General features: G+C 48.9%; 24 protein-coding genes, 1 tRNA gene and 1 pseudogene. 8 read left to right on the forward strand and 18 right to left on the reverse strand.

The window, feature by feature from the left end:
- A partial coding sequence (locus VF260_04730; protein HEX7056489.1) for a sugar ABC transporter permease occupies window positions 1-335 on the reverse strand: 335 nt, incomplete at its 3' end.
- Window positions 336-458: 123 nt separating this feature from the next.
- The gene (locus tag VF260_04735) at window positions 459-1,829 is read right to left on the reverse strand and encodes a sugar ABC transporter substrate-binding protein (protein HEX7056490.1); all 1,371 of its coding nucleotides are present in this window, start codon (window positions 1,827-1,829) and stop codon (window positions 459-461) included.
- Between the two features lie 184 nt (window positions 1,830-2,013).
- Between VF260_04735 and gntK the strand changes: the two genes are divergently transcribed.
- Both gntK and VF260_04745 read left to right on the forward strand, forming a co-directional pair.
- A complete protein-coding gene (gene gntK, locus VF260_04740; protein ID HEX7056491.1) occupies window positions 2,014-3,564 on the forward strand; it encodes a gluconokinase in 1,551 nt (516 codons plus the stop codon).
- A gap of 529 nt (window positions 3,565-4,093) precedes the next feature.
- On the forward strand, window positions 4,094-4,276 hold the full coding sequence (locus VF260_04745) for a YjzC family protein (GenBank protein ID HEX7056492.1): 183 nt from the start codon (window positions 4,094-4,096) through the stop codon (window positions 4,274-4,276).
- A gap of 131 nt (window positions 4,277-4,407) precedes the next feature.
- Here VF260_04745 and VF260_04750 read toward each other — a convergent pair.
- From VF260_04750 to VF260_04765, 4 genes and pseudogenes are all read right to left on the reverse strand, one after another.
- Window positions 4,408-4,495: transfer RNA gene (locus VF260_04750), tRNA-Ser, on the reverse strand.
- Between the two features lie 112 nt (window positions 4,496-4,607).
- Complete coding sequence (locus VF260_04755) at window positions 4,608-4,814, reverse strand: DUF951 domain-containing protein (GenBank protein ID HEX7056493.1); 207 nt, start codon at window positions 4,812-4,814, stop codon at window positions 4,608-4,610.
- Window positions 4,815-4,830: 16 nt separating this feature from the next.
- A complete protein-coding gene (locus tag VF260_04760) occupies window positions 4,831-5,700 on the reverse strand; it encodes a mechanosensitive ion channel family protein (GenBank protein ID HEX7056494.1) in 870 nt (289 codons plus the stop codon).
- 100 nt (window positions 5,701-5,800) lie between these two features.
- Window positions 5,801-6,013 (reverse strand): annotated as a pseudogene (locus VF260_04765) (DUF3343 domain-containing protein).
- A gap of 141 nt (window positions 6,014-6,154) precedes the next feature.
- Between VF260_04765 and yyaC the strand changes: the two are divergent.
- On the forward strand, window positions 6,155-6,802 hold the full coding sequence (gene yyaC, locus VF260_04770; protein ID HEX7056495.1) for a spore protease YyaC: 648 nt from the start codon (window positions 6,155-6,157) through the stop codon (window positions 6,800-6,802).
- Here the strand turns inward: yyaC and VF260_04775 are convergent.
- From VF260_04775 to rpmH, 12 genes are all read right to left on the reverse strand, one after another.
- Window positions 6,747-7,253: a DUF4446 family protein gene (locus VF260_04775; GenBank protein ID HEX7056496.1), complete on the reverse strand. Its 507-nt coding sequence runs from the start codon at window positions 7,251-7,253 to the stop codon at window positions 6,747-6,749. The two genes, yyaC and VF260_04775, sit on opposite strands and share 56 nt — an antisense overlap.
- 36 nt (window positions 7,254-7,289) lie before the next feature.
- The gene (locus tag VF260_04780) at window positions 7,290-8,441 is read right to left on the reverse strand and encodes an aminotransferase class V-fold PLP-dependent enzyme (protein ID HEX7056497.1); all 1,152 of its coding nucleotides are present in this window, start codon (window positions 8,439-8,441) and stop codon (window positions 7,290-7,292) included.
- A 164-nt stretch (window positions 8,442-8,605) separates the two neighbouring features.
- Complete coding sequence (locus tag VF260_04785; GenBank protein ID HEX7056498.1) at window positions 8,606-9,457, reverse strand: ParB/RepB/Spo0J family partition protein; 852 nt, start codon at window positions 9,455-9,457, stop codon at window positions 8,606-8,608.
- Window positions 9,450-10,211: an AAA family ATPase gene (locus tag VF260_04790; GenBank protein ID HEX7056499.1), complete on the reverse strand. Its 762-nt coding sequence runs from the start codon at window positions 10,209-10,211 to the stop codon at window positions 9,450-9,452. The genes VF260_04785 and VF260_04790 overlap by 8 nt, the downstream gene beginning before the upstream one ends.
- Before the next feature lie 60 nt (window positions 10,212-10,271).
- On the reverse strand, window positions 10,272-11,090 hold the full coding sequence (noc, locus tag VF260_04795) for a nucleoid occlusion protein (protein HEX7056500.1): 819 nt from the start codon (window positions 11,088-11,090) through the stop codon (window positions 10,272-10,274).
- A 241-nt stretch (window positions 11,091-11,331) separates the two neighbouring features.
- Window positions 11,332-12,054 carry a 16S rRNA (guanine(527)-N(7))-methyltransferase RsmG gene (gene rsmG / locus VF260_04800; protein ID HEX7056501.1) on the reverse strand — a complete coding sequence of 241 codons (723 nt, stop codon included), beginning with the start codon at window positions 12,052-12,054 and terminating at the stop codon, window positions 11,332-11,334.
- Between the two features lie 5 nt (window positions 12,055-12,059).
- Window positions 12,060-13,952, reverse strand: coding sequence for a tRNA uridine-5-carboxymethylaminomethyl(34) synthesis enzyme MnmG (mnmG, locus tag VF260_04805; protein ID HEX7056502.1), 1,893 nt, complete (start codon window positions 13,950-13,952; stop codon window positions 12,060-12,062).
- 43 nt (window positions 13,953-13,995) lie between these two features.
- A complete protein-coding gene (gene mnmE / locus VF260_04810) occupies window positions 13,996-15,372 on the reverse strand; it encodes a tRNA uridine-5-carboxymethylaminomethyl(34) synthesis GTPase MnmE (protein HEX7056503.1) in 1,377 nt (458 codons plus the stop codon).
- Window positions 15,373-15,487: 115 nt separating this feature from the next.
- The gene (gene jag / locus VF260_04815; GenBank protein ID HEX7056504.1) at window positions 15,488-16,105 is read right to left on the reverse strand and encodes an RNA-binding cell elongation regulator Jag/EloR; all 618 of its coding nucleotides are present in this window, start codon (window positions 16,103-16,105) and stop codon (window positions 15,488-15,490) included.
- A complete protein-coding gene (gene yidC / locus VF260_04820) occupies window positions 16,071-16,820 on the reverse strand; it encodes a membrane protein insertase YidC (protein ID HEX7056505.1) in 750 nt (249 codons plus the stop codon). The genes jag and yidC overlap by 35 nt, the downstream gene beginning before the upstream one ends.
- 142 nt (window positions 16,821-16,962) lie before the next feature.
- Window positions 16,963-17,328, reverse strand: coding sequence for a ribonuclease P protein component (rnpA, locus tag VF260_04825; protein ID HEX7056506.1), 366 nt, complete (start codon window positions 17,326-17,328; stop codon window positions 16,963-16,965).
- Between the two features lie 123 nt (window positions 17,329-17,451).
- On the reverse strand, window positions 17,452-17,586 hold the full coding sequence (rpmH, locus tag VF260_04830) for a 50S ribosomal protein L34 (protein HEX7056507.1): 135 nt from the start codon (window positions 17,584-17,586) through the stop codon (window positions 17,452-17,454).
- A 520-nt stretch (window positions 17,587-18,106) separates the two neighbouring features.
- On the opposite strand from rpmH, the gene dnaA reads away from it, so the two are divergent.
- The 5 genes from dnaA (at window position 18,107) to VF260_04855 (ending at window position 22,458) form a co-directional block, all read left to right on the forward strand.
- Window positions 18,107-19,459: a chromosomal replication initiator protein DnaA gene (dnaA, locus tag VF260_04835; protein ID HEX7056508.1), complete on the forward strand. Its 1,353-nt coding sequence runs from the start codon at window positions 18,107-18,109 to the stop codon at window positions 19,457-19,459.
- A gap of 199 nt (window positions 19,460-19,658) precedes the next feature.
- The gene (gene dnaN / locus VF260_04840) at window positions 19,659-20,801 is read left to right on the forward strand and encodes a DNA polymerase III subunit beta (GenBank protein ID HEX7056509.1); all 1,143 of its coding nucleotides are present in this window, start codon (window positions 19,659-19,661) and stop codon (window positions 20,799-20,801) included.
- Window positions 20,802-20,826: 25 nt separating this feature from the next.
- The gene (yaaA, locus tag VF260_04845) at window positions 20,827-21,051 is read left to right on the forward strand and encodes a S4 domain-containing protein YaaA (protein ID HEX7056510.1); all 225 of its coding nucleotides are present in this window, start codon (window positions 20,827-20,829) and stop codon (window positions 21,049-21,051) included.
- Between the two features lie 15 nt (window positions 21,052-21,066).
- Entirely contained in the window at window positions 21,067-22,182 is a 1,116-nt protein-coding gene (gene recF / locus VF260_04850; protein ID HEX7056511.1) for a DNA replication/repair protein RecF, read from the forward strand.
- A 27-nt stretch (window positions 22,183-22,209) separates the two neighbouring features.
- On the forward strand, window positions 22,210-22,458 hold the full coding sequence (locus VF260_04855) for an extracellular matrix/biofilm biosynthesis regulator RemA family protein (protein ID HEX7056512.1): 249 nt from the start codon (window positions 22,210-22,212) through the stop codon (window positions 22,456-22,458).
- The last annotated feature ends 9 nt before the right edge of the window (window positions 22,459-22,467 follow it).

Below are 22,467 nucleotides of genomic sequence, written 5' to 3' on the forward strand. Positions count from 1 at the left end.
GGCAACAGAAACAGTGTTTTGACGATATTGGCGCCTCTGTATTTGCGGAAAAACAGCATAGCGATGGCCACACCCAGAACGGTTTCGACGGCAAGCGCAAAGGCCGTATAGTAAATGGTCAAATATAGCGCATTCCAGAATCTGGGGTCCTTAAACAAGCCAATGTAGTTGCCGAACCCGACCCACTCCGGCGGCGTAACGGCAGACATACTCCATTGAAAAAAGCTGAGCCGAAACGTGTAAGCGATCGGAAATACCATCATAACCAGCACAAAAATGACGGAAGGGGCGGTATAAACCCACTTCAAGTTGCGATCAAGCCAATTGTATCCCATGTCGATATTCACCCTTTCTGTTACAACAATTGCCTTTTAAAGAGCAAAGGGCCTGAAATCAGACCCTTTGCAGAAATTTGCTGCCTGTATTACCGCGTACGTGCAATCACAGAAGAAGATCTGTTATTTTTTCGTATCCTTATCGATAATGGCCTGCAGTTTGTTGTTTGCTTCGTTCGCTTCAGCCTGGATATCCACATTTTCATCCAATACCTTCTTCAGAACGACTGCCCCGACCGCGTCTCTGGCTTCCCCGACGTTTACCACTACCGGACGGTCATGATCGACTCCGCCCTGCGATTCTTCTTTAATGATGGCAGCGAGTTCCGGCGGGAAACCTTTGATGCCTTCGGGATCATTCCAAACGGATTGGCGCGCTCCCGGATTTCCTTGTTTTTGCGTTTCCAGCACAATCTTTTTGCTTGTGGCCCATTGGACGAAGGCCCATGCCGCATCTTTATGCGCGGACTTGGAATTGATTGCGAGCCCCCATGAAGTTACGTTGTAGGGCTTGGAACCCGCATCCCCGGCGGGAAATACCGCAAAGCCCACTTGATCGGCAATTTTGGACTTGCTGGGATCCGTCGCATTTTTATAAATCGAATCGGCATCGGTATAAAACGCCGCTTTCCCTTGCGCAAAAATCCCGATTGCTTGCGGCCACGACATATTGGCTACTCCCGGAGGACCATAATTTTTCAGCAAATCAGCGTAAATGGACATGCCTTTGATTGCTTCCGGAGTATTGACCGTAGCTTTTCCGTCTTTGGAGAAATCTCCCCCTTCGGAATAAATGAAGGAAGACACCTGGGTAACCAAGGCCGACTGCTGGCCTCTTGCCACAAATCCATATATGCCGTTTTGCGGATCATGCAGTTTCTTGGCTGCGGCAACCAATTCATCGATGGTTTTCGGCACTTCCAGGTTGGCTTTCGCGAGCAAGTCTTTCCGGTAATACAAGATTTCTTGTTCCGTGATGATCGGAACGCCCGCAATGTGACCGTCAACCGTGGTCGAACCGACCGCCGACTTGGAAAAATCGTTGAAATCATATTCCGCGTCTTTATTTACATACGAATCCAGCGGTTCCAGCCATCCGTTCATATAATACAGTTTGCCTTCCTGCAAAGGACGATACATAAAGGCGTCGGGCGTGGTGGAGCCGGAAGTGAATTGAACGGTTAATTTTTGCGTCAACTGGTCCTCAAAATAACTCGTCAAATCAACTTTGATTCCGGTTTCTTGCTCAAATTGGGGCAGCAGTTGTTTAATAGCATCCGCCCAAGGATGATTCGCCATAACAATCTTGATTGTCTGCCCGGCGTATGGCTGCGGATTTTGCGTCGGCGCCGCCGTTTCCGCGGCTTGTCCCGGCGCCGGGCTGGCTTCGCCCTCATTTGCCTGCTTATTATTCGAACCGCATCCAGCCGCCAAGGCCAGCGTGAGCACAAGCGACAGCATGAGTGCGGTTAGGCGCTTCCATGATTGGCGCATAGCATTCACTCCTTATTGTAGTTTTAACGTTTACAGTTTTATCTTAAATTATGTTTGGATGGTCTAAAATAACGCATAATCAATATCGATACCGCAAAATCAAGGAGTTTGGCGCTTGGCTTGACCATCCCGGTTTTACACGGTTATTCTAATTTCAAGATTGAGGAAGCGGGAGGTTTGTTCGATGGACAAGCAGTTGATGTGTGGCGTAGATATCGGAACAACAAGTACGAAAGCCGTTTTGTTTACGGAATCCGGGAAGGTTGTGGCCTCGGCGAACAAAGGGTATCCTCTGTTTACGCCGACTCCGGCGGTAGCGGAACAAGACCCCGAACAAATCTTCCGGGCGGTTGTGGAAACATTGCGAGAGGCGTTGCAGCAAAGCGGGGCCAGACCAGAGGATGTGCTGTTCGTCTCATTCAGTTCAGCCATGCACAGCATAATCGCGATCAATGACGAAGGCAAACCGCTCTCCCGCTGCATTACCTGGGCGGATAACCGCAGCGCCGCATGGTCGGAAAGTTTGAAACGCGAAGAGGTTGGGCATCAGATCTATATGCGGACGGGAACGCCCATCCATCCGATGTCCCCGCTGCCGAAACTGATGTGGCTTCGTCATGACCACGGGGAATTATTTCGGAAGGCAAAAAAATTTATTTCTATCAAGGAATATATTTTCGCCAAACTGTTCCATGACTATGTGATCGATTATTCCATGGCTTCGGCGACCGGGCTTATGAACCTGGAAAAACTGGACTGGGATGATGAAGCGTTGGCGGTAGCCGGCATTACGAGAAGCCAACTTTCCCGGCTTGTGCCCACTACCTATGCGCTTAAAGGGATGGATCCCGTTTATGCCAAAGAAACGGGGCTAGCCGTTACGACGCCATTCATCGTCGGGGCAAGCGACGGCGTCCTTTCCAATCTGGGCGTTGGCGCAATCAAACCGGGCGTTGTTGCGGCGACAATCGGCACGAGCGGAGCGATTCGCACAGTAGTGAACAAGCCGACGACCGATCCTATGGGACGAATTTTTTGCTACGCCTTGACCGAGCGGGATTGGGTGATCGGCGGTCCGGTCAATAACGGAGGTGTTTTGCTCCGGTGGGCGCGGGACCAATTCGCCGCCGCGGAAGTCGAGACGGCAAATCGTCTGGGGATGGATCCGTACGATTTATTAATGAAAATTGCCGAACGGGTGCCGCCGGGCTCGGAAGGATTGCTCTTTCACCCGTATTTGACGGGCGAACGGGCGCCGCTGTGGAACGCCAACGCCCGCGGATCGTTCTTTGGCCTGACGATTCACCATCGAAAGGAACATATGATTCGCGCCGTTCTGGAAGGCGTTATTTTCAACTTGTACACGGTGCTTTTGGCCATGGAGGAGCATATTGCCAAACCGAAAAAAATTCACGCGACGGGCGGGTTCGCCCGATCTCCGTTATGGCGGCAAATCATGGCGGATATTTTCGGCCTGGAAGTGGTTGTCCCCGAAAGTATTGAAAGCTCCTGTCTTGGCGCGGCGGTGCTGGGTTTGTTTGCGACCGGCAGAACCGCTTCGTTGGACATTGCCATTGACATGGTCGGCTCCACACACAGGCATGGGCCCATTAAGCAAAATACGGCAATCTATCAACAACTGCTGCCGGTTTTTATTCGCATTTCCCGCAAACTCGCGGAAGAATACGAAGCGATTGCCGAATTTCAACGGAAGTGGATAGACGGGGTGCAGTAAGTGTAAGTATGCGGGAAGCGCCCGGTTTTTTTGGCGGCGGCGCTCTCTGGCTGCGGCAAACACGGACAGGAGCGCTTCCGGCTGAACCTTGGCCTTAAATTGGCGGCATTGGCCCAGTCTTTCCGCCACACGTTGCGGTTAAGCTCCGGGCTCGCTGCGCGCTGTTCGCCTGCCGTTTCGCCCGCCGTCTAATAATCAATCGTCCTTTCTCCTACCCGTCGCACGTTTGAGGGGCATGCTCTTACGGACGCCAATGCGCTTATTTGCCCATTTTCATAGTTTAAAAGGATGGAGTTCAGCCAATAACATCACCTGCGCCCGTTAAAATTTCCACATGGCGTTTTTCCGCAAAATAGCCGCATATACGACCGTTACACCAATACCTGCGATTCCTTTCCCTATTTCAGCCGTTTCCTACTTTTAGTGACGCCACATGTTACGTATGCCTGTGCCAATGTATATCATGGCCGCCGGTGGGCATGTTAACGCTATGACGAAATACACTAACGTAAAGGAAGCGGTGAAGCGGATGGGCGAATGGAGCGAATTTGAAAAAGGTGATCGCGCGCCGAACACCGGTGAGTATATGGAAGTCGGGGAGAATGATTTCCATATGGGCATCAATGATCCAAAAATCGTATCCTTGAAAAAAGGCGATAAATTTCCGGACACGACCAACAAAAACCGCAAATGGATACGTAAGAAACGTTAAAAGAACATGGCGTCATCGTCAGTGGCATAAACAGGCCGCAGCGAGGCCGGATTTTATGCGAAAAAACCCCCTACTTTTTGTAGGAGGATTGTATCGGCTTGGCGCAACCTGTATGAAAAAAAAAGCGAATACGGAAAGGAAGGGATTCGAACCCTTGCACGCCTCGCGACGCCTAGCTGATTTCGAGTCAGCCCCCTTGGACCACTTGGGTACCTTTCCGCATATTCAAGACGACAAAAGACATTTTACCACAAAAGCTTAACCAATCGCAACGGGAAAAAGTGCTTTAAATGCGTAATTTTGTGCGTAATTACAAGCATAATTCAAGAAATTACGACTCCGGATTCGGCGCGGAACGAAGCACCTTTTTCAACTTGCTTTCGAATTTGGCGCGTGGCATGAGCATGCTTGATTTGCAGCCCATGCATTTGATCCTGATATCCATACCCATGCGGATGATTTCCATTTCGTTCGTGCCGCAAGGATGCGGTTTTTTCATTTGCACGATATCACCCAATTTAAACTCCTTTGGTTGCATTTCCTCATACCACCTTTTACGATTTTTGAATCATGACCATATGCGGATATGGCGCTCCTATTCCCGCCTCGTCAAGCTTCTTTTTGACTTCGGCTTTTATTTGTCTTTCCACGCCAAAATGCGTCAACGGTTTGCATTCGCACGTTACGCGCACAACCACCTCGGATGCGCTGATCGCCTGCAGTCCCAAAACGTCGGGCTCCTTGACGATATCCTCGTTTTCCGTGCTGATTTGTCGCATAGTGCTGCGGATGATTTCCAGAGCGCGATCGATATTTTCACTGTATGCAAGAGCAATATCCACTACCGCCACTGAATTGTTCAGCGAATAATTCGTGACTTCGGAAATCGACCCGTTCGGGATAATATGAACTTCTCCCTTCCAGCTTTTAATGCGCGTAACCCGTAACCCGATCTCTTCGACCGTTCCATAGTAATTGCCGGTTTGGATGACATCGCCGACCCCGAACTGGTCTTCGAATATGATGAAAAAGCCGCTGATCACGTCTTTTACCAAACTTTGAGCGCCAAACCCGATCGCGAGGCCGATCACTCCCGCGCCGGCCAGCAACGGAGCCAGATCAACACCCAATTGGCTTAAAATCATCAAAATAACGATGAAATCAATGACGTACGATACGATGTTGCCGGCCAATTTTCCGAGCGTTGCCGCCCGCCTCTGGTCGATCTTAAGCGGATTGCGATCCCGTTCCTTCAACACGTGCCCGATCGCTTTGACGATTATTTTTTTGACGATTTTTCCGACAATGTAAATCAGGACTATCTTTAAAACGGTTGCGGCAATATCAAGCCACGTTTCCGGTTCCGTGAAGTAGCCGATAAATTTCTCATAAAATGCAAACTTAGCTGCCAGCATGTTCGTCATATTCACCCATTCCTTTCACTTCGCCCTGGCGGCGCCGGCTTTCGGCTTCAGCCTCTCCCGCATCCAGCGGAACTTGTCGGTATTGGCCCAGTTCCTCATAAAAAATGCCTCTGATTTCGATTTGTTCGGCAACGATCACTTTTTTTGTCAAAACCAGCGCTTCTCCCGGGAACGATATGGAAAGCGCACAGCCCGCGGTAATTTCTTTGGGTGTCGGATAAAGGTCGATCTCTACTCCGGCGTAATCCAGCAGCATTTCTGCACGCAGCGCCTGTTGCGTAGAGTCAAATGCGATTAACCATTTCTCTATCATTTATCCATACGGGAGCCAGTCCGTTTCCGTGGCTCTTAACCCCCTATCTGTCTCTTATTTCATATAGCCGTGTATCTGCTAGTATACTTTGTCTGCCCAGGACATATACTATATTGAACGGTCAATTTATGGAGGTGCATCGTGGCATTATTATCGACTTTTTCGCGTTCGCGCGCCGAATCCGCATTGCCCGTCAAGGTATCCAGCCATGATCACGACGCCACGGAACGGCTCGGCAAAGCGCTGTATGAGCAATTTTCCACGCTTTCTCCCTGGCGCGAGCTTGTGCTTGTTTGCATCGGCACCGACAGATCGACCGGCGATTCGCTCGGGCCGCTTGTCGGAACCAAACTGTCTTTGGCGGAACAGAAAGGCTTTGCATTGTTCGGCACGTTGGATGAACCTGTGCACGCCGTTAATTTACAGGATACCGTAAGCTTGATCGAACGCAATTTTGCGCATCCGTATATAGTAGCCGTTGACGCCTGTCTTGGCCAATCGGCGAGCGTCGGGCATATCCGCCTGGACAGCGGACCGGTCAAACCCGGCGCGGGAGTTAACAAGGATTTGCCTCCAATCGGAGACATCCATATGACCGGCATTGTGAATGTCGGGGGTTTTATGGAATATTTTGTGCTGCAAAATACGCGGCTTAGTATTGTTATGAAAATGTCCCAGATTATCGCGGGCAGTCTGCTCGCTGCCATCTCCGCCTGGCGGTCCGCAACCGGTCTTACGATTGCTTCCGATTTGCCGCTTCCTGAATCATTTGGATTTCCTCCGGAGTAAGGGCATATTGCGACTCGCCCTTTACAACGGGCTTTGCGTAGACAAATGTTTGCTCGCGACTGTGAATACCGGTCAAAACCAGCCCGGTTTGCAAATCGTCAACAATGGCCAAGCTGAAGCTTAGATCATTGCCGTGCTCGCCGAATCCATTATAGCGTTTCATTGCCACATTGGTTTTGGCAACTCGCAAACGGTCCAGAATGGCGGCGATTTGCCCGGCGTTGTCTTTATGTCCGGCCTCCAGGTTGTCTACCCTTTGATGCAGATTGCGCAGAACCTGTTCCAGATCGGCTACGCCGGCCCCGCCCAACATTTGATTCAATCTTGTTTTCAGTTTGCCCAGCTTGCTAGTCAATGCGGCCGTCCAAACAAGCAAACTTAGCCATAATACCGTGATTACAACCAAAATGATCAGAAAATCGTATGATTGCACGGTGTCCAGACTAAACATGTCCCGCTTCCCCCTCATGTTTGCCGCGATGTTCATTTACGACAAAGCAATTTGCTTTACCGCATCGATAAAATAATCAATTTCTTCGTTCGTCGTAAAAAACCCGACGCTTGCGCGCACCGCGCCGCTTTCCAGCGTGCCGGCGCTTTGATGCGCCAATGGCGTGCAATGATGGCCGCTGCGGACACAGATGCCAAATTCCCGATCCAAAATAAAGGCTGCCTGCGCTGAGTCCAATTCGGCGAAATTAAAGGCGACAATGCCCGTTTTATCGTCTCCAGGTTTCGGACCGTATATTTTGATGCCGTCTATCCGCGACAAACCTTCCATCAACCGCTGTGTTAAAAGCCACTCCTTATGATGGATCTTTTCCACCGTCTCATGCAAGACAACTTTCACGCCTGCGCCAAGCCCGGCAATTCCCGCCGTATTTTGTGTACCCGCCTCAAAGCGGTCCGGCCGAACGTTCGGTTGCTCGACGGATTCGGACAAACTCCCCGTTCCGCCGAACAGGATCGGTTCAAGGTCGATCGCCGGGTCAATATACAAACCTCCGGTACCTTGCGGGCCAAGCAAACCTTTGTGTCCGGGAAAAGCAAGCATATGTATGCCCGCCGATTGAACATCGATCGGATAGGTTCCGGCCGTTTGCGCGGCATCGACAAGCAGCGGCACTTTTCTTTTGCGGCATATGGCGCCGATATCCGCAATCGGCAAGATGGTCCCCAGCAAATTGGAACTGTGGGAACATACAACCAGGGACGTATGCGGACGGAACGCATCTTCCAGGTCCTTCAGGCTGATATTGCCGTTTGCGTCGGCCTGAAGATAGGTGATTTCGGCCGCTCTGGTCTTTTTCACGTATTCGAGCGGTCTGCGCACGGAATTATGCTCAATCATCGTTGAAATCACATGCGAACCCGGCCTGACATATCCTAAAATTGCCATATTCAGCGCCATTGTTGCATTTTGCGTAAATACAATATCATTTGGATTATGAATGCCGAACAGCTTGGCTATGCTGTTCCTTGTATCCAGCAACACCCTGCTGGCCTGGATAGCCAGCCGGTGGCTTCCTCTGCCCGGATTGGCCGCAAAATCGCGGACGGCTTCGGTCATTGCGTTTATCACTTGTTCGGGCTTCGGCCATGATGAAGCCGCGTGATCAAAATAATACACTCGCGCCATTATCTCCACTCCCAAAGCCGGCGGCAACTTTGCCTCTTGTCTGTTCCAACGGCCGCATCTTCCCGATCCGCGCCACACAAATAAAGCATACCATATCCGCCCTCCGCGTGCGAAAGACCAGTCCGGTATGCAACTGCTTGCATCAAGCTTCTGTCTGCAACATGTTAACGAACATCAACTTGCAGCAGATCCAGCAATCGTTCCAGATCATCCCGGGAATAATACTGCAGCTCGATGACACCTTTCTCATTCTGTTGTTTAATTTTTACCGTCGTGCCGAATTTATCGCGCAACTGGTCTTCCATCCGGCTGATAAACGGATTCTTTTTCACCACTTTTGTTTTTTTCGGTTTTCGCTCATTCGTTTCAAGTCGCTGTACGGCTTCTTCGAGGTCGCGCACGCTCCAATTGCGCTTGATTGCGGTTTCAGCCAACTCGACCTGCGCCGCTTTTTCCTTGATGCCGGCAATCGCTCTGGCATGTCCCATTGACAATGTTCCACGTGAAACATAATCTTTGATTTTCTCCGGCAAAATTAACAACCGCAAAAAATTTGCAATATGCGAGCGCGATTTCCCGACTTTGAGCGACAATTCTTCCTGAGTATAGGAAAATTTATCGATCAGGTTCTGGTAAGCTGCGGCGACTTCTATCGCATTTAAATCCTCTCTTTGCAAATTTTCGATCAACGCGATTTCCATAACCTGCTGATCGGTGAATTTGCGCACTACGGCCGGGATAACCGCCAGGCCGCATTTTAGCGAAGCCCGCCATCGGCGTTCGCCGGCGATGATCTCGTAACCTTTTAGCACTTCGCGAACAATGATGGGCTGAATGACGCCATGCTCCTTAATCGACGCGGCCAGTTCGCTGATGCTGTCTTCATCGAATGTTTTCCGCGGCTGGTAAGGGTTCGCCCGCAGTTTTGCAACCGGAATCTCGATGACTTTATCATCCTCATTAATATCCAGTGAAGGAATAAGCGCATCCAATCCCCGACCGAGACGTTTATTCAACTTGCATCACTTCCTTCGCGAGTTCCATATAGACTTCCGCGCCTTTGGATTTCGGATCATACGTAATAATCGACTGTCCATGGCTGGGCGCTTCACTCAGCCGAACATTGCGCGGTATGATGGTATGGTACACTTTTTGCTGGAAATATTTTTTCACTTCTTCAATCACCTGAATGCCCAAATTGGTTCTGGCGTCAAACATCGTTAATAACACGCCTTCGATTTGCAGTTTGGTATTCAGGTGTTTTTGCACAAGGCGAATCGTATTTAACAATTGGCTCAATCCTTCCAACGCATAGTATTCGCATTGTATCGGAATGAGCACGGAATCGGCAGCGGTTAGCGAATTCACGGTCAGGATGCCTAACGACGGCGGGCAATCGATTAAAATATAATCAAATTGGTCCCTGATTAATTGCAGCGATTTTTTCAGGCGGACTTCACGGGATATCGTCGGCACCAGTTCAATTTCCGCCCCTGCCAACTGAATGGTCGCCGGAAGTATTTTGAGATTGGGAATGCTTGTTTCCGCAATCGCATCCTTCGGATGCGCTTCATTGATAATGACGTCATAAATGCAATACATGACATCCGCTTTGTTAATTCCAATTCCGCTCGTTGTATTTCCCTGCGGATCAATATCCACCAACAAAACTTTCTTTCCCAAAGATGCCAACGAAGCGCCCAAATTCACCGAAGTGGTTGTTTTGCCGACTCCGCCTTTCTGATTCGCAACGGCAACGATTTTACCCAATTCATTCACCTCAATAATCGATCTATCCTGTAAGTTCAAGCGGTTTTACGGGCGGTAATCTCAATTGTTTTTTGGAATGCGGATAACAATTTCCAAGCGGTCATCGTAATTTTTTTCGTCGGTTTCTATTTTCAATCCGGTTCCGGATATCATTTCAATGGACTGGCGAATGGTATTGATGGCCAGTCGAACATCCTTGGCCAAGGAAATGCGTTTGGTTTTTTTGATTTTCGCCGATTCAAGCAGAAACTTGATTCTCGCTTCCGTTTGCTTCACATTCAATTCTTTCTTCAAAACTTCATCGAGCACTTTCTCTTGCAATTCCGCAGAGGGCAAAGCCAACATCGCGCGCGCATGCCGCTCGGTAATCTTGCGTTCGAGCATGGCTTGCTTGACCGGTTCGCATAAGTGCAGCAGGCGGATTTTATTCGCGATCGTCGATTGGCTTTTTCCCAATCGCTGCGCCAAACTCTCCTGCGTCAAATCGTGCAATTCGATGAGCTGTTGGTACGCGACCGCTTCTTCGATCGCCGTGAGGCCTTCACGATGCAAATTCTCGATCAGCGCGATCGATGCGGCTTGCGAATCATTGATTTCACGTACGACCCCGGGAATTGCCGGCATGCCCAATTTGCTGACCGCGCGCCATCTTCTTTCTCCGGCGATGATCTCGTATTTTCCATTGCGGATCCGCACAACGATCGGTTGAATGACGCCATGCGTCTTGATCGTTTGACACAATTCGTCGATCCGCTCGTCATCGAACACCGTGCGAGGCTGATACGGACTCGGCACGATTTCGCTTACCGGAATTTGCTTTATTTCTTCTTGCGGGTGGCGATCCGCCAATCCGAAAATTTTTGAGATTTGCTCCTTCATCCCACAACCACCTAAACTCGAAATTCGGTGCGTATCTTCCATTTAAAAACGCGTTAAAAGCGCATAAAAAGCATACGCAGGCAATAAATGCTTCTACGGCGGTTTGCGTTGCGCCATAGAAGCACAATGGTTCGGCTGCTGTTTTGACTACATTAAATATTCTCCAAATTACATCAATATCCTGCCCGTTGATCAAACACAACACAAAAAATGTTTCACGTGAAACATTGGCAAGCGATGTTTACAACAACGGCTGTTTGCCGGGTATTCCCGGTTTGCGGGGATATTTCCGCGGAGTGTTGCGCGTTTTTTTAATCACCACAAGGCGCCTTGCCGATTCCTCAACCGGCAGGACAAATTCGTGATCGGCAGTTAATTCACCGCCCAATTGTTGCAGCGCAAAGTGCGCTTCCTTCAATTCGTCTCCAAGGGAGGCGCCTTTCATCGCGACAAATGTACCGCCCGGTTTAACAAAGGGCAGGCATAATTCCGCCAGCACATTCATTCGCGCAACCGCGCGTGCCGTCACCAAATCAAAATGATCGCGCAAAGCGCGTTCTCTCGCCGCGTCTTCCGCCCGCGCATGAACGAAAGCAACGTTTTTAAGCCCCAACTTTTCGGCCAGGCTGCGCAAAAACAAAATACGTTTCCGCAATGAATCAACGATCGTCAACTGCAGATGCGGGAACAAAATTTTTAGCGGTATTCCGGGAAACCCCGCGCCCGAACCGATATCGGCAAGAGTGGATATTTGGTTTAAGGGGACGAAAAACGCCACGGACAGCGAATCATAAAAATGTTTGACGTAAACGGCTTCCCTTTCGGTTATTGCGGTTAAATTGATTTTTTCGTTCCAGTCCGCCAATTCGCGGCAATACAGGGAAAATTGCGCCAGCTGCGCATCGTTGAGCGCAATATTCCTTGCCTTAAGCCAGGCGGTAAAATGCCGCTCCAACGTATCCATCGGCGTTAACTCCTAGCCGCGACAACTTTATTGTAATGCTCCAAATATACCAGCAAAATGGAAATATCAGCCGGGTTTACGCCGGAAATGCGCGTCGCTTGCCCGATCGACAGCGGTTTAACCCGCGAGAGCTTTTGCTTCGCTTCCGTTGAAATACCGTGAATTCCGCTATAATCAAGATCGGCGGGAATTTTCTTCTTTTCCATCTTCCGCATTCGTTCGACTTGCTCCAATTGTTTTTCAATATATCCGGCATACTTGATTTGAATCTCCACTTGCTCTTTCATCTCTTCATCCAGTTCAAACGGAGAAGGGGAAATTTGTGCCAAATCGGAGTATCCGATTTCCGGCCGGCGCAACAAATTGGCCGCGGTAGTGCTGTTTTCCAGCGGCGCGGACGCTTTTGCCGCAAGCAGCTGTTGCACGCGTTCGTCCGGCTTTACTTTTTCCGCTTGCAATCGGTTCAATTCCTGCTCAATCAATTGTTTCTTCCGCAAAAACGTCCGGTAACGTTCTTCACTGATCAAGCCAATTTCATAGCCGATGTCGGTTAGCCGCAGATCGGCGTTGTCGTGGCGGAGCAAAAGCCGGTATTCGGCGCGGGATGTAAGCAAGCGGTACGGCTCCGTAATGCCCTTGTTGACCAGATCGTCAATCATGACGCCAATGTAAGCCTGCGATCGGTCCAAAACGATTCGTTCTTTGCCCTGGACTTTGCGCGCGGCGTTAATCCCGGCCATAATGCCTTGTCCGGCGGCCTCCTCGTATCCCGACGTGCCATTGATTTGCCCGGCCGTAAATAAATTGGCCACGACTTTCGACTCAAGCGAAGGCCAGAGTTGGTCCGGTTCCACCGCGTCATACTCGATCGCATAGCCGGTGCGCATCAATTTGGCATTTTCCAGCCCCGGAACGGAATGCAACATTTGCAGCTGCACTTCCTCCGGCATGCTGGTGGACAAACCCTGCACATAGTATTCGTTCGATTTTCGCCCTTCCGGTTCCAAAAAGATCTGATGTTTCGGTTTATCGGCAAAGCGCACGATCTTATCTTCGATGGATGGGCAATAACGCGTGCCGATCCCTTCGATTTGCCCGGAAAACATCGGCGCACGATGCAAATTCCGCTGAATGATATCGTGCGTCTCCGGGGATGTGTATGTCAGCCAACACGGCAGTTGTTCTTCTTTAAGCGGCTCTTTCGTTTCAAAGGAGAAAAACCGCGGTTTTTCATCTCCCGGTTGAATCGTCATTTTGCCAAAATCAATCGAATCTTTATTGACGCGCGGGGGGGTGCCGGTCTTCAGACGGATCAATCGGAACCCGTGTTTGCGCAGCGACTCCGACAATTTCACGGCGGGCTGCTGGTTGTTCGGGCCGCTTTCATACATTAACTCGCCGATAATGATCTTGCCCCGCAAATAAGTTCCGGTCGTCAAAACCGTTGTTTTGCCGCGATACTCGGCGCCCGTTTTCGTAACGACGCCGACGCAGCTTCCATTCTCCACGATCAATTCTTCCACCATCGCTTGTCGAAGCGTCAGATTCGGTTCCTTTTCCAGCGTTTTTTTCATCGTTTGCTGATACAGAACTTTATCGGCTTGCGCGCGCAAAGCGTGGACGGCCGGGCCTTTTCCGGTATTCAGCATGCGCAGCTGCAAATACGTTTTATCGATATTGCGCCCCATTTCCCCGCCGAGCGCATCGATTTCCCTCACCACATGGCCTTTTGCCGGCCCGCCGATCGATGGATTGCAAGGCATATAAGCGATCATATCCAAATTAATGGTTAAAAGGAGCGTATTGCAGCCCATCCGCGCGGCCGCCAGCGCCGCCTCGCAGCCGGCATGTCCCGCGCCGATCACAATCACGTCATATTCTCCAGCCTGGTAACCCATTCTCAAACCTCCCTGTTTCCGCAAAAAACCGGCCTGCCGAAAACTACTTTCCGAGACAAAATTGCGAAAAAATCTGATCAAGCAGCGACTCGCCAACTTCTTCCCCGATAATCTCGCCCAGTTCTTCCCATGCCTTGCGGATATCAATCTGAATCATGTCGATCGGAATAAGCCGCTCAACCGCCAAACTCGCATCAAGCAATGCCTGTTTGGCGTTTTTCAACAGTTGGATGTGCCTTACGTTACTTACATATGTTAAATCATTCGCTTCCAACTTTCCACTGAAAAACAGGCGCGAAATCGCGTTCTCCAAATCACCAAGGCCTTCTTGCGTTACCGCCGACAGCGGCACAACGCGTTCCCCGGAAAATCGCGCATAAATTTCCGCAAGATCGAGCTTGCGCGGCAAGTCCGTTTTGTTGACGACACAAATGGTTTGCCGGTCTTTCACCTCATCCAGCAACGCCCGTTCATCCTGCGCCAGCGGCTCATTTTGACTGATGACAAACAAAATGAGATCCGCATCCGCAAGCGCCGATTTGGAACGTTCCACCCCGATTTTTTCCACCACGTCATTCGTTTCGCGAATGCCCGCCGTATCCAGCAAACGCAACGGAATGCCAGCGACCGTAACATATTCCTCAATCACGTCCCGCGTCGTGCCCGGGATATCCGTAACGATCGCTCTGTTCTCCCGCGTCAGCAAATTGAGCAGGGAAGATTTGCCCACGTTCGGCCTGCCGATAATCGCCGTCACAATGCCTTCGCGCAAAATCTTCCCCTGGCCGGCCGTCGCAAGCAAACGATCGATGGCGTCAAGCGCTTCTTTACAGCGTTCCGTAACGAGATTGTTGGTCATTTCCGCCACATCATGTTCTGGATAGTCGATGTTGACTTCGATGTGCGCCATCAATTCGAGCAGCGTCTGGCGAATGCCGCGAATTTGTTCCGACAATTTCCCTTGCGCCTGTTTCATCGCCAACGCAAACGCCCGATCCGATTTGGCGCGAATCAAGTCGATCACAGCCTCCGCTTGCGACAAATCAATCCGGCCATTGATAAAGGCGCGTTTGGTGAATTCGCCCGGTTCGGCAAGCCGGATTCCCATTTCCAACAACAATTCCAATACTTTTTTGACCGCGATATAACCGCCGTGGCAGCTTACCTCAACGACATCCTCCTTCGTAAAAGACCGCGGCGCGCGCATAACGGTGACGAGCGCTTCTTCGATTTTTTCGCCCGTTTCCGGATTTTTAACAAAGCCATAATGCACCGTATGCGTAGGAGCGTTGGCAAGCCCGTTTTTCGTGGCAAAAACGCGGTCGACGATGGCAACCGAATCGGGCCCGCTAACCCGAATAACAGCAATCCCGCCTTCGCCGGCGGGAGTGGATATCGCCCCGATTGTATCGTTTATCATGCGTATGGCACCGACCTTTTAGGCATCCGTATCACCAGGAAAACCTTTCTGTCCGAAAATAAAAAGCAATGACCGAAAATATCAAGTCATTGCCTGTTTCCGGTCGTAATAACCGTCACTTCAATGTAATGACAACGCGTCTGTTCGGCTCTTCACCTTTGCTATAAGTGCGCACTTTCGGGTGTTCCTGCAAAACGGTATGAATCACTTTGCGCTCCTGCGGCGACATCGGCTCCAAAACGATTTCCTTTCGCGTTCTGACAACCCGCCCCGCCAATCGGATCGACAAATCCTCGAGCGTTTTCCGCCGACGATCGCGGAAATTTTCCGCATCAAGCAAAATCCGCACATGCGTATCGGAAAACTTGTTGGCAATAATATTGACTAAAAATTGCAGGGCATCGAGCGTTTGCCCTCTGCGCCCAATCAACAATCCCAAATCGGGACCGGTAAGATTCAACTTAATCCCGTCGCCGCCAATGCTGCGCTCGATCCGGACAGGCACCCGCATCGCATCGAAAATTTGCTCAAGAAAAGCAATCGCTTCATCGACCGGATCGGGAATCAACTCAAGCTCGACCTTTGCTTCTTTTGTGCCGAGCAAACCAAACAAGCCTTTGGTAGGCTGGTCGACGATATGGATTTTGACGCGATTGGCAGTCGTTTTCAGTTGCTCAAGCCCGGACTTTACCGCCTCATCAATTGTTTTTCCTGTTGCTATAACTTTTTTCATTGGAAAGGCCTCCCTTTTGAGATCCTCCGTAAATGAAATAGGTTTGCACCATTGTAAACAGGTTGCTTACGACCCAATAAAGCGGCAGCGCGGCGGGAAAACTTTGCGCCATGACAAAAATCAGCACGGGAAATATATACATAATGCCCCGCATTTGCGGGTTCGCGGTTGTTGTCGACATCATGATTTTCTGCTGCAAGAAAGTGGTGAGCGCCGCCAATATGGGCAATATATACGTATGATCCGTAGACCCCAATTCGATTCCCAAAAATGACGCTTCGCGAATTTCCGGCGTGCGCATGATCGCAAAATATAAAGCGTACAAAATAGGCATTTGCACCAATAATGGCAAACAGCCCGCCAACGGATTCACGCCATGCTTTTGAAACAGCTTCATCGTTTCTTCTTGCTGTTTTTTCGTATCGTCCTTATATTTCTCTTTGATTTTTTTCAATTCCGGCTGCAAAACCTGCATCTGCTTGGAGCTGCGATATTGCTTCAGCGTCAACGGAAAAATGATAAAACGGATGATCAGTGTGACCACGATAATGGAAAGGCCATATGACCCCCATAAAATCTCTTTGAACCAATCCAACGTCCATGAGAGCGGATACACAAAATACTTGTCCCAAATTCCGCCCTTGTTGGGGTCAATCGGTTTAAAATTAGCCGCGTTTGTGCATCCCGCCAGCATAACGGGAATTGCCAAAAGCATGAACCATTTGCTGATGCGACGAACCAAAATTAAATTCCTCCCAAGTTTTCTACCGACGAAAGATACCCTGTCATAATCCATCATCAACTATAACACAGATTGCATTGCAAAGAAACCGGAACTAATAAGACGCGTGCGCCGATTACGGCTTTTTTTGCTCCTCTTTTACTTGCGTATATACCGACGCTTTTTTCAGCACATGAACGATGCTTTTTTCCATCTGGTGAAAATCCATCTGCGCGGCCGGCTTCCTTGCCAACAAAATCATGTCGAGATGGCCGGCGATACAAGGCTTTAAGCTTCTTACGATTTCCTTGACCAGCCTCCTTACGCGATTGCGCACGACCGCATTGCCCACTTTGCGGCTTACCGAAATGCCGAGGCGGAAATTTTCAATTTGGTTGTTCCGCAATACAAACAATACAAACTGATGATTGGTGGTCGATTTACCGTACTTGTAAACGCGGTTGTAATCCGCTTTTTTTATGAGACGGTACTCTTTTTCCACGTAAGAAACACTCCACATTCCCGAACAAATTCCGCCGTTACCCATCGTTAACCATTCTACCGCAAATTAAACCAAACCTGCTTAAAAGAAAAGCTCCCATAAGGAGCTTCTCGACAATCGTCATTATGCGCTAATCACTTTTCTGCCCTTCTTGCGGCGAGCCTTCAATACTTTACGGCCATTCTTTGTGCTCATACGCTTACGGAATCCATGTACTTTTTTACGTTTTCTCGTATTCGGTTGAAATGTCGGTCCCATTCGGCTGCACCTCCTTGCAAAACCGCTTTCCGTGGCTTACGCAAAAAAACGCCTTTTTCAATTAAATCATTTCAACGGCAAAAAATCAAGCAAAAATTCAATGTTTTACGGGCCAAGTCCCCTTCGCATGATGAACCGGAACCTGTGGATCAAAATTTGCGGAAATGACACGGACCATGTCGAAATAATAACAATTTGTTCACAATATATAGTGCTGTGCATAACTGTTAAGCACAAGTTATTGAATTTGTGGATAATTGCCGAAAGTGAATTGAAATAGCCGGGTTGTTTTGATATCATTAAGTTACTTTTCTTGTGGACGAATCGAATTGACATAGGATTTATCAACAGGTTGTTTATAATTTTGTGAACAACTTCCTCTTTCTGTGTTTATTTATTCATCACACCTCTTGATTTTGTGGATAACTTTGGTGTTTTACCCCGCTTTTACAACTGATCTTCTCGCAAATAACGTATCATGAACATCTTGGGATTCGTTTCGTCTAAGGAGTGAAATGCTGTGGATAGCCATGCCAATGAACTTTGGAATCAGGTTCTTTCCGTCATCCAGACCAAGCTGAGCAAACCCAGCTTCGATACTTGGCTGAAATCAACAAAAGCGTTAGTTTTCGACGAAGATTCGCTATTAATCTGCGCGCCCAACAATTTTGCCAGAGAATGGCTGGAAAATCGTTATACCAAATTGATCAAAAGCAACGTGCAAGAAGTCACCGGCAGAGATGTCACCATCAGCTTCGTTTTGGAAAAAGACGCAAAAAATGTCGAACAAAATAAGCTTGCGCCGCAATTGCCCAAGCGCCAAACGATTTCAACAGACGAAGCATATTCGACAATGCTTAACCCGAAATACACATTTGATACATTTGTCATCGGCGCCGGCAACCGTTTTGCCCACGCTGCCTCGCTTGCTGTCGCCGAAGCGCCGGCAAAAGCGTACAATCCGCTATTTTTATACGGCGGTGTGGGGCTCGGCAAAACGCATCTGATGCACGCGATCGGGCACTACATTTTGGAACATAATCCGCATGCCAAAGTGTTGTACATATCTTCCGAGAAATTCACCAACGAGTTTATCAACGCAATCCGCGACAACCGCGGTGAAAGTTTCCGCAACAAATACCGGAATATCGACATTCTTCTGATCGACGATATTCAGTTTATCGCCGGCAAGGACGGAACGCAGGAAGAATTTTTCCATACATTTAACGCGCTGCACGAAGAGCACAAGCAGATCATCATCTCCAGCGACCGTCCGCCGAAAGAAATTCCCACGTTGGAGGAACGTTTGCGTTCACGGTTCGAGTGGGGTTTGATCACGGACATTCAACCGCCCGATCTGGAGACGCGAATCGCCATTTTGCGCAAGAAAGCGAAAGCGGAAAATCTGGATATTCCAAATGAGGCATTGATGTATATCGCCAGCCAGATCGACACCAATATCCGCGAATTGGAAGGCGCGCTGATTCGCGTTGTTGCCTACTCGTCGCTAATAAACGAGGATATCAGTTCCCATCTGGCAGCTGAGGCCTTGAAAGATATTATTCCGGCAAACCGCCCGAAAGTCATTACGGTGGAGCATATCCAACAAAAAGTAGGCGAATTTTACGGAATCCGTCTGGAAGAATTCAAGGCCCGCAAACGGACCAAAGCGGTCGCGTTTCCCAGGCAAGTGGCCATGTATTTGGCGCGCGAGCTGACGGACTTGTCCTTGCCGAAGATCGGCGACGCGTTTGGCGGCCGCGACCACACGACGGTCATCCATGCGCATGAAAAAATCACCGAAGCGATTAAAAAAGACAAGGAACTTTATAAAATCATCAATTCCATCAAAGACAAAATTAAAAATGATTGATTGTGGATAACGAAAAAACATATGCACAAATTCATGCACATCTTCCCCATACGTTTTTTCCCGAATGCAACGGCTTATCCACATGTTCTTCGCGCCTACTACTATTTCTGTAAAAAAGCTATAATAATACTTATAATATGCGCGCGCGATCACAATTAGACCAAAACGTTTTCCAAACAATGCCCGGGAGTGAACCAGTTTGAAACTTTTCATCTCGAAGGAAGCTTTAAACGATGCGATACAGCAAGTTTCCAAAGCAATCTCGCCGAGAACGACGATTCCGATCTTAAGCGGAATCAAGATTGATGCGGATGCGAATGGCGTTACACTAACGGCCAGCGACACGGATATTTCGATTCAAAGCTTTATTTCCGCGGAAGAGACAAACCGGACAAACATTCGCCTGGAACGGCCGGGGAGCGTCGTTTTGGCGGCAAAGTTTTTTGTGGAAATCATCAAGAAACTGCCTACCGACGATGTGGAAATTGAGGTAAACGACCACTTTCAGGCGACGATCCGCTCGGGGAAAACGGAAATCCAGCTGGTCGGAATGGATCCGGAAGAATTTCCGCTTTTGCCGAAGCTGGAAGAGAAAAAAGTTTTCACCATCAGCGGCATCGTTTTGAAAACCATGATTCGCCAAACCGTGTTCGCCGTTTCGCTAAACGAGTCCACGCCCATTCTGACAGGGGTTTTGTGGACGCTGAAAGACGGCATATTAAAATTTGTGGCGACCGACCGGCATCGCCTTGCGACGCGGGAAGCGCAAGTTAACGCAGATGCGTCGCTCGAATTGAACAACGTCGTCATTTCCGGAAAAACATTGAATGAATTAAGCAAAATTATTCCCGATCAGGACACGCTGGTTTCCATTGTCGCCACGGACACGCAAATATTGTTCAAGCTGAATCATGTGCTATTTTTCTCGCATATTCTCGACGGAACTTATCCCGATACGTCCAAAATTATTTCGCAAAACTATAAAACGGAAATGATTATCGACAATGCGGCGCTGACGGACGCGATCGACCGCGCCTATTTATTGTCCAGGGAAGAAAAGACGAATATCGTCAGGCTGACAACAAACGAAGACCAAACGGTGGAAATTTCCTCAAGCTCCAATGAACTTGGCAAAGTGACGGAACAAATTTCCGTGGCCAAAATGGAAGGAGAACCGTTGAAAATTTCCTTCAACTCCAAATACATGTTGGATGCGTTGAAAGTTACGGACAGCGAAAAAGTGCATATCGGTTTTACGGGAATGATGAGTCCGATCATCATTCGCCCGGTGGACGATGTGAACATGTTGCATTTAATTCTCCCCTATCGCACTGTTAACTGAAAAAAGCTATGGAAGGTGCGCGAATTTGAAAGAAGTGGCGATTCGGACGGAATTTATTACGTTAGGACAATTTCTAAAGCTTGCCGACTGTATATCCACAGGCGGGCAAGCCAAATTTTTTTTACAGGAAACGAACATAAGCGTAAACGGCATAAGCGAACAAAGAAGAGGCAGAAAGTTGTTCCATGGCGATCATATCCGTGTGGAAGGCTTTGGCGATTTCCGCATCGTCCGATCCGATAAGGATTGATGGGAGGAAAACGGATTGCGTTTAAAACAGCTCAGGTTAAGCAATTACCGCAATTATCGGCAAGTCGAACTGGAAACAAACCACCAGGTGAACATCTTTGTCGGTCCGAATGCGCAAGGAAAAACTAATCTTCTGGAAGCGATATTGGTTTTGTCGTTGACAAAGTCGCACCGCACGCATAAAGATAAAGAATTGATTCGTTGGGAAGCGCCCGAAGCGTTTATTTTCGGAGAAGTGCAAAAAAAATATGGAGACGCCTCGCTTTCCTTGCAAATTGGCCAACAAGGGAAGAAAGCGAAAATAAACGGGCTGGAACAGCGCAAATTGAGCGATTTCATCGGAACGATGAATGTGGTCATGTTTGCGCCGGAAGATTTGGAAATTGTGAAAGGTTCTCCCGGCGTCAGGCGGCGTTTTCTCGATATGGAAATCGGACAAGTGAGCCCCGCTTATTTGCACGATTTGCTGCAATATCAGAAAGTGCTGCAGCAGCGCAATCATTTGCTGAAGACAGGCGCAACCCCAAACAGGGAAATGCTCGAAATATGGAACGGACAGCTTTCTTCCTTTGGTGTTAAAATCATGCGAAAAAGGAAAAACTTTATAGAAAAACTGCAAACCATTGCAATGCGCATCCATCAATCCATAACCAACGAGCAAGAGCAAATCCGGATCGAATACAACCCCTCTTTGCCCCTCGAAGATTTTACGGATGAAACTGTTTTATTTGAACGATTTATGGTAAAGTTATCACAGGTAAACGAGCAGGAATTGAGGCGCGGCATGACGCTATTTGGCCCGCACCGGGACGATTTGCAATTTTTTATCAACGATAAGGATGCCTTGCCATTCGGCTCGCAGGGACAGCAGCGGACAGCGGCGCTGTCCCTTAAATTGGCGGAAATTGAATTGATTTATGAGGAAGTCGGAGAATATCCGATTCTTTTGCTGGATGATGTGTTGTCGGAATTGGACAATTTGCGGCAAACGCAGCTGATCCGCACATTCGGGGAAAAGGTGCAAACGTTTATCACCACCACCGGCATTGAAAGCGTCGATTGGCATCTTTTGCAGGGCGCCAGAATGGTCCATATCCGCGACGGCCAACTGGCCGGCGGGATTGAATCTTAAAGCTAATCCTGGAGGAGGAGCTCGCCCATGTACCTTCATTTAGGCGGGGAAAAAGTAATCAGCACATCGGAAATTATCGCCATTTTTGATATTTCTCCGGACAAACCGGCTAAAATTTCGCAAGCGTTTCTCGATATTGCCGAAGGAGAAAACAAAATTGAGGTAATCGGTGAAGAAGAGGCGAAATCACTGGTTGTAACGGAATCCAAAATCTATTATTCTCCCATCTCATCGACGACGTTGAAAAAACGGGCCAATCAGCTAACGGAACTATAAACGGCTAAT

The organism is Bacilli bacterium (assembly GCA_036381315.1).
Classification (GTDB): domain Bacteria; phylum Bacillota; class Bacilli; order Paenibacillales; family KCTC-25726; genus DASVDB01.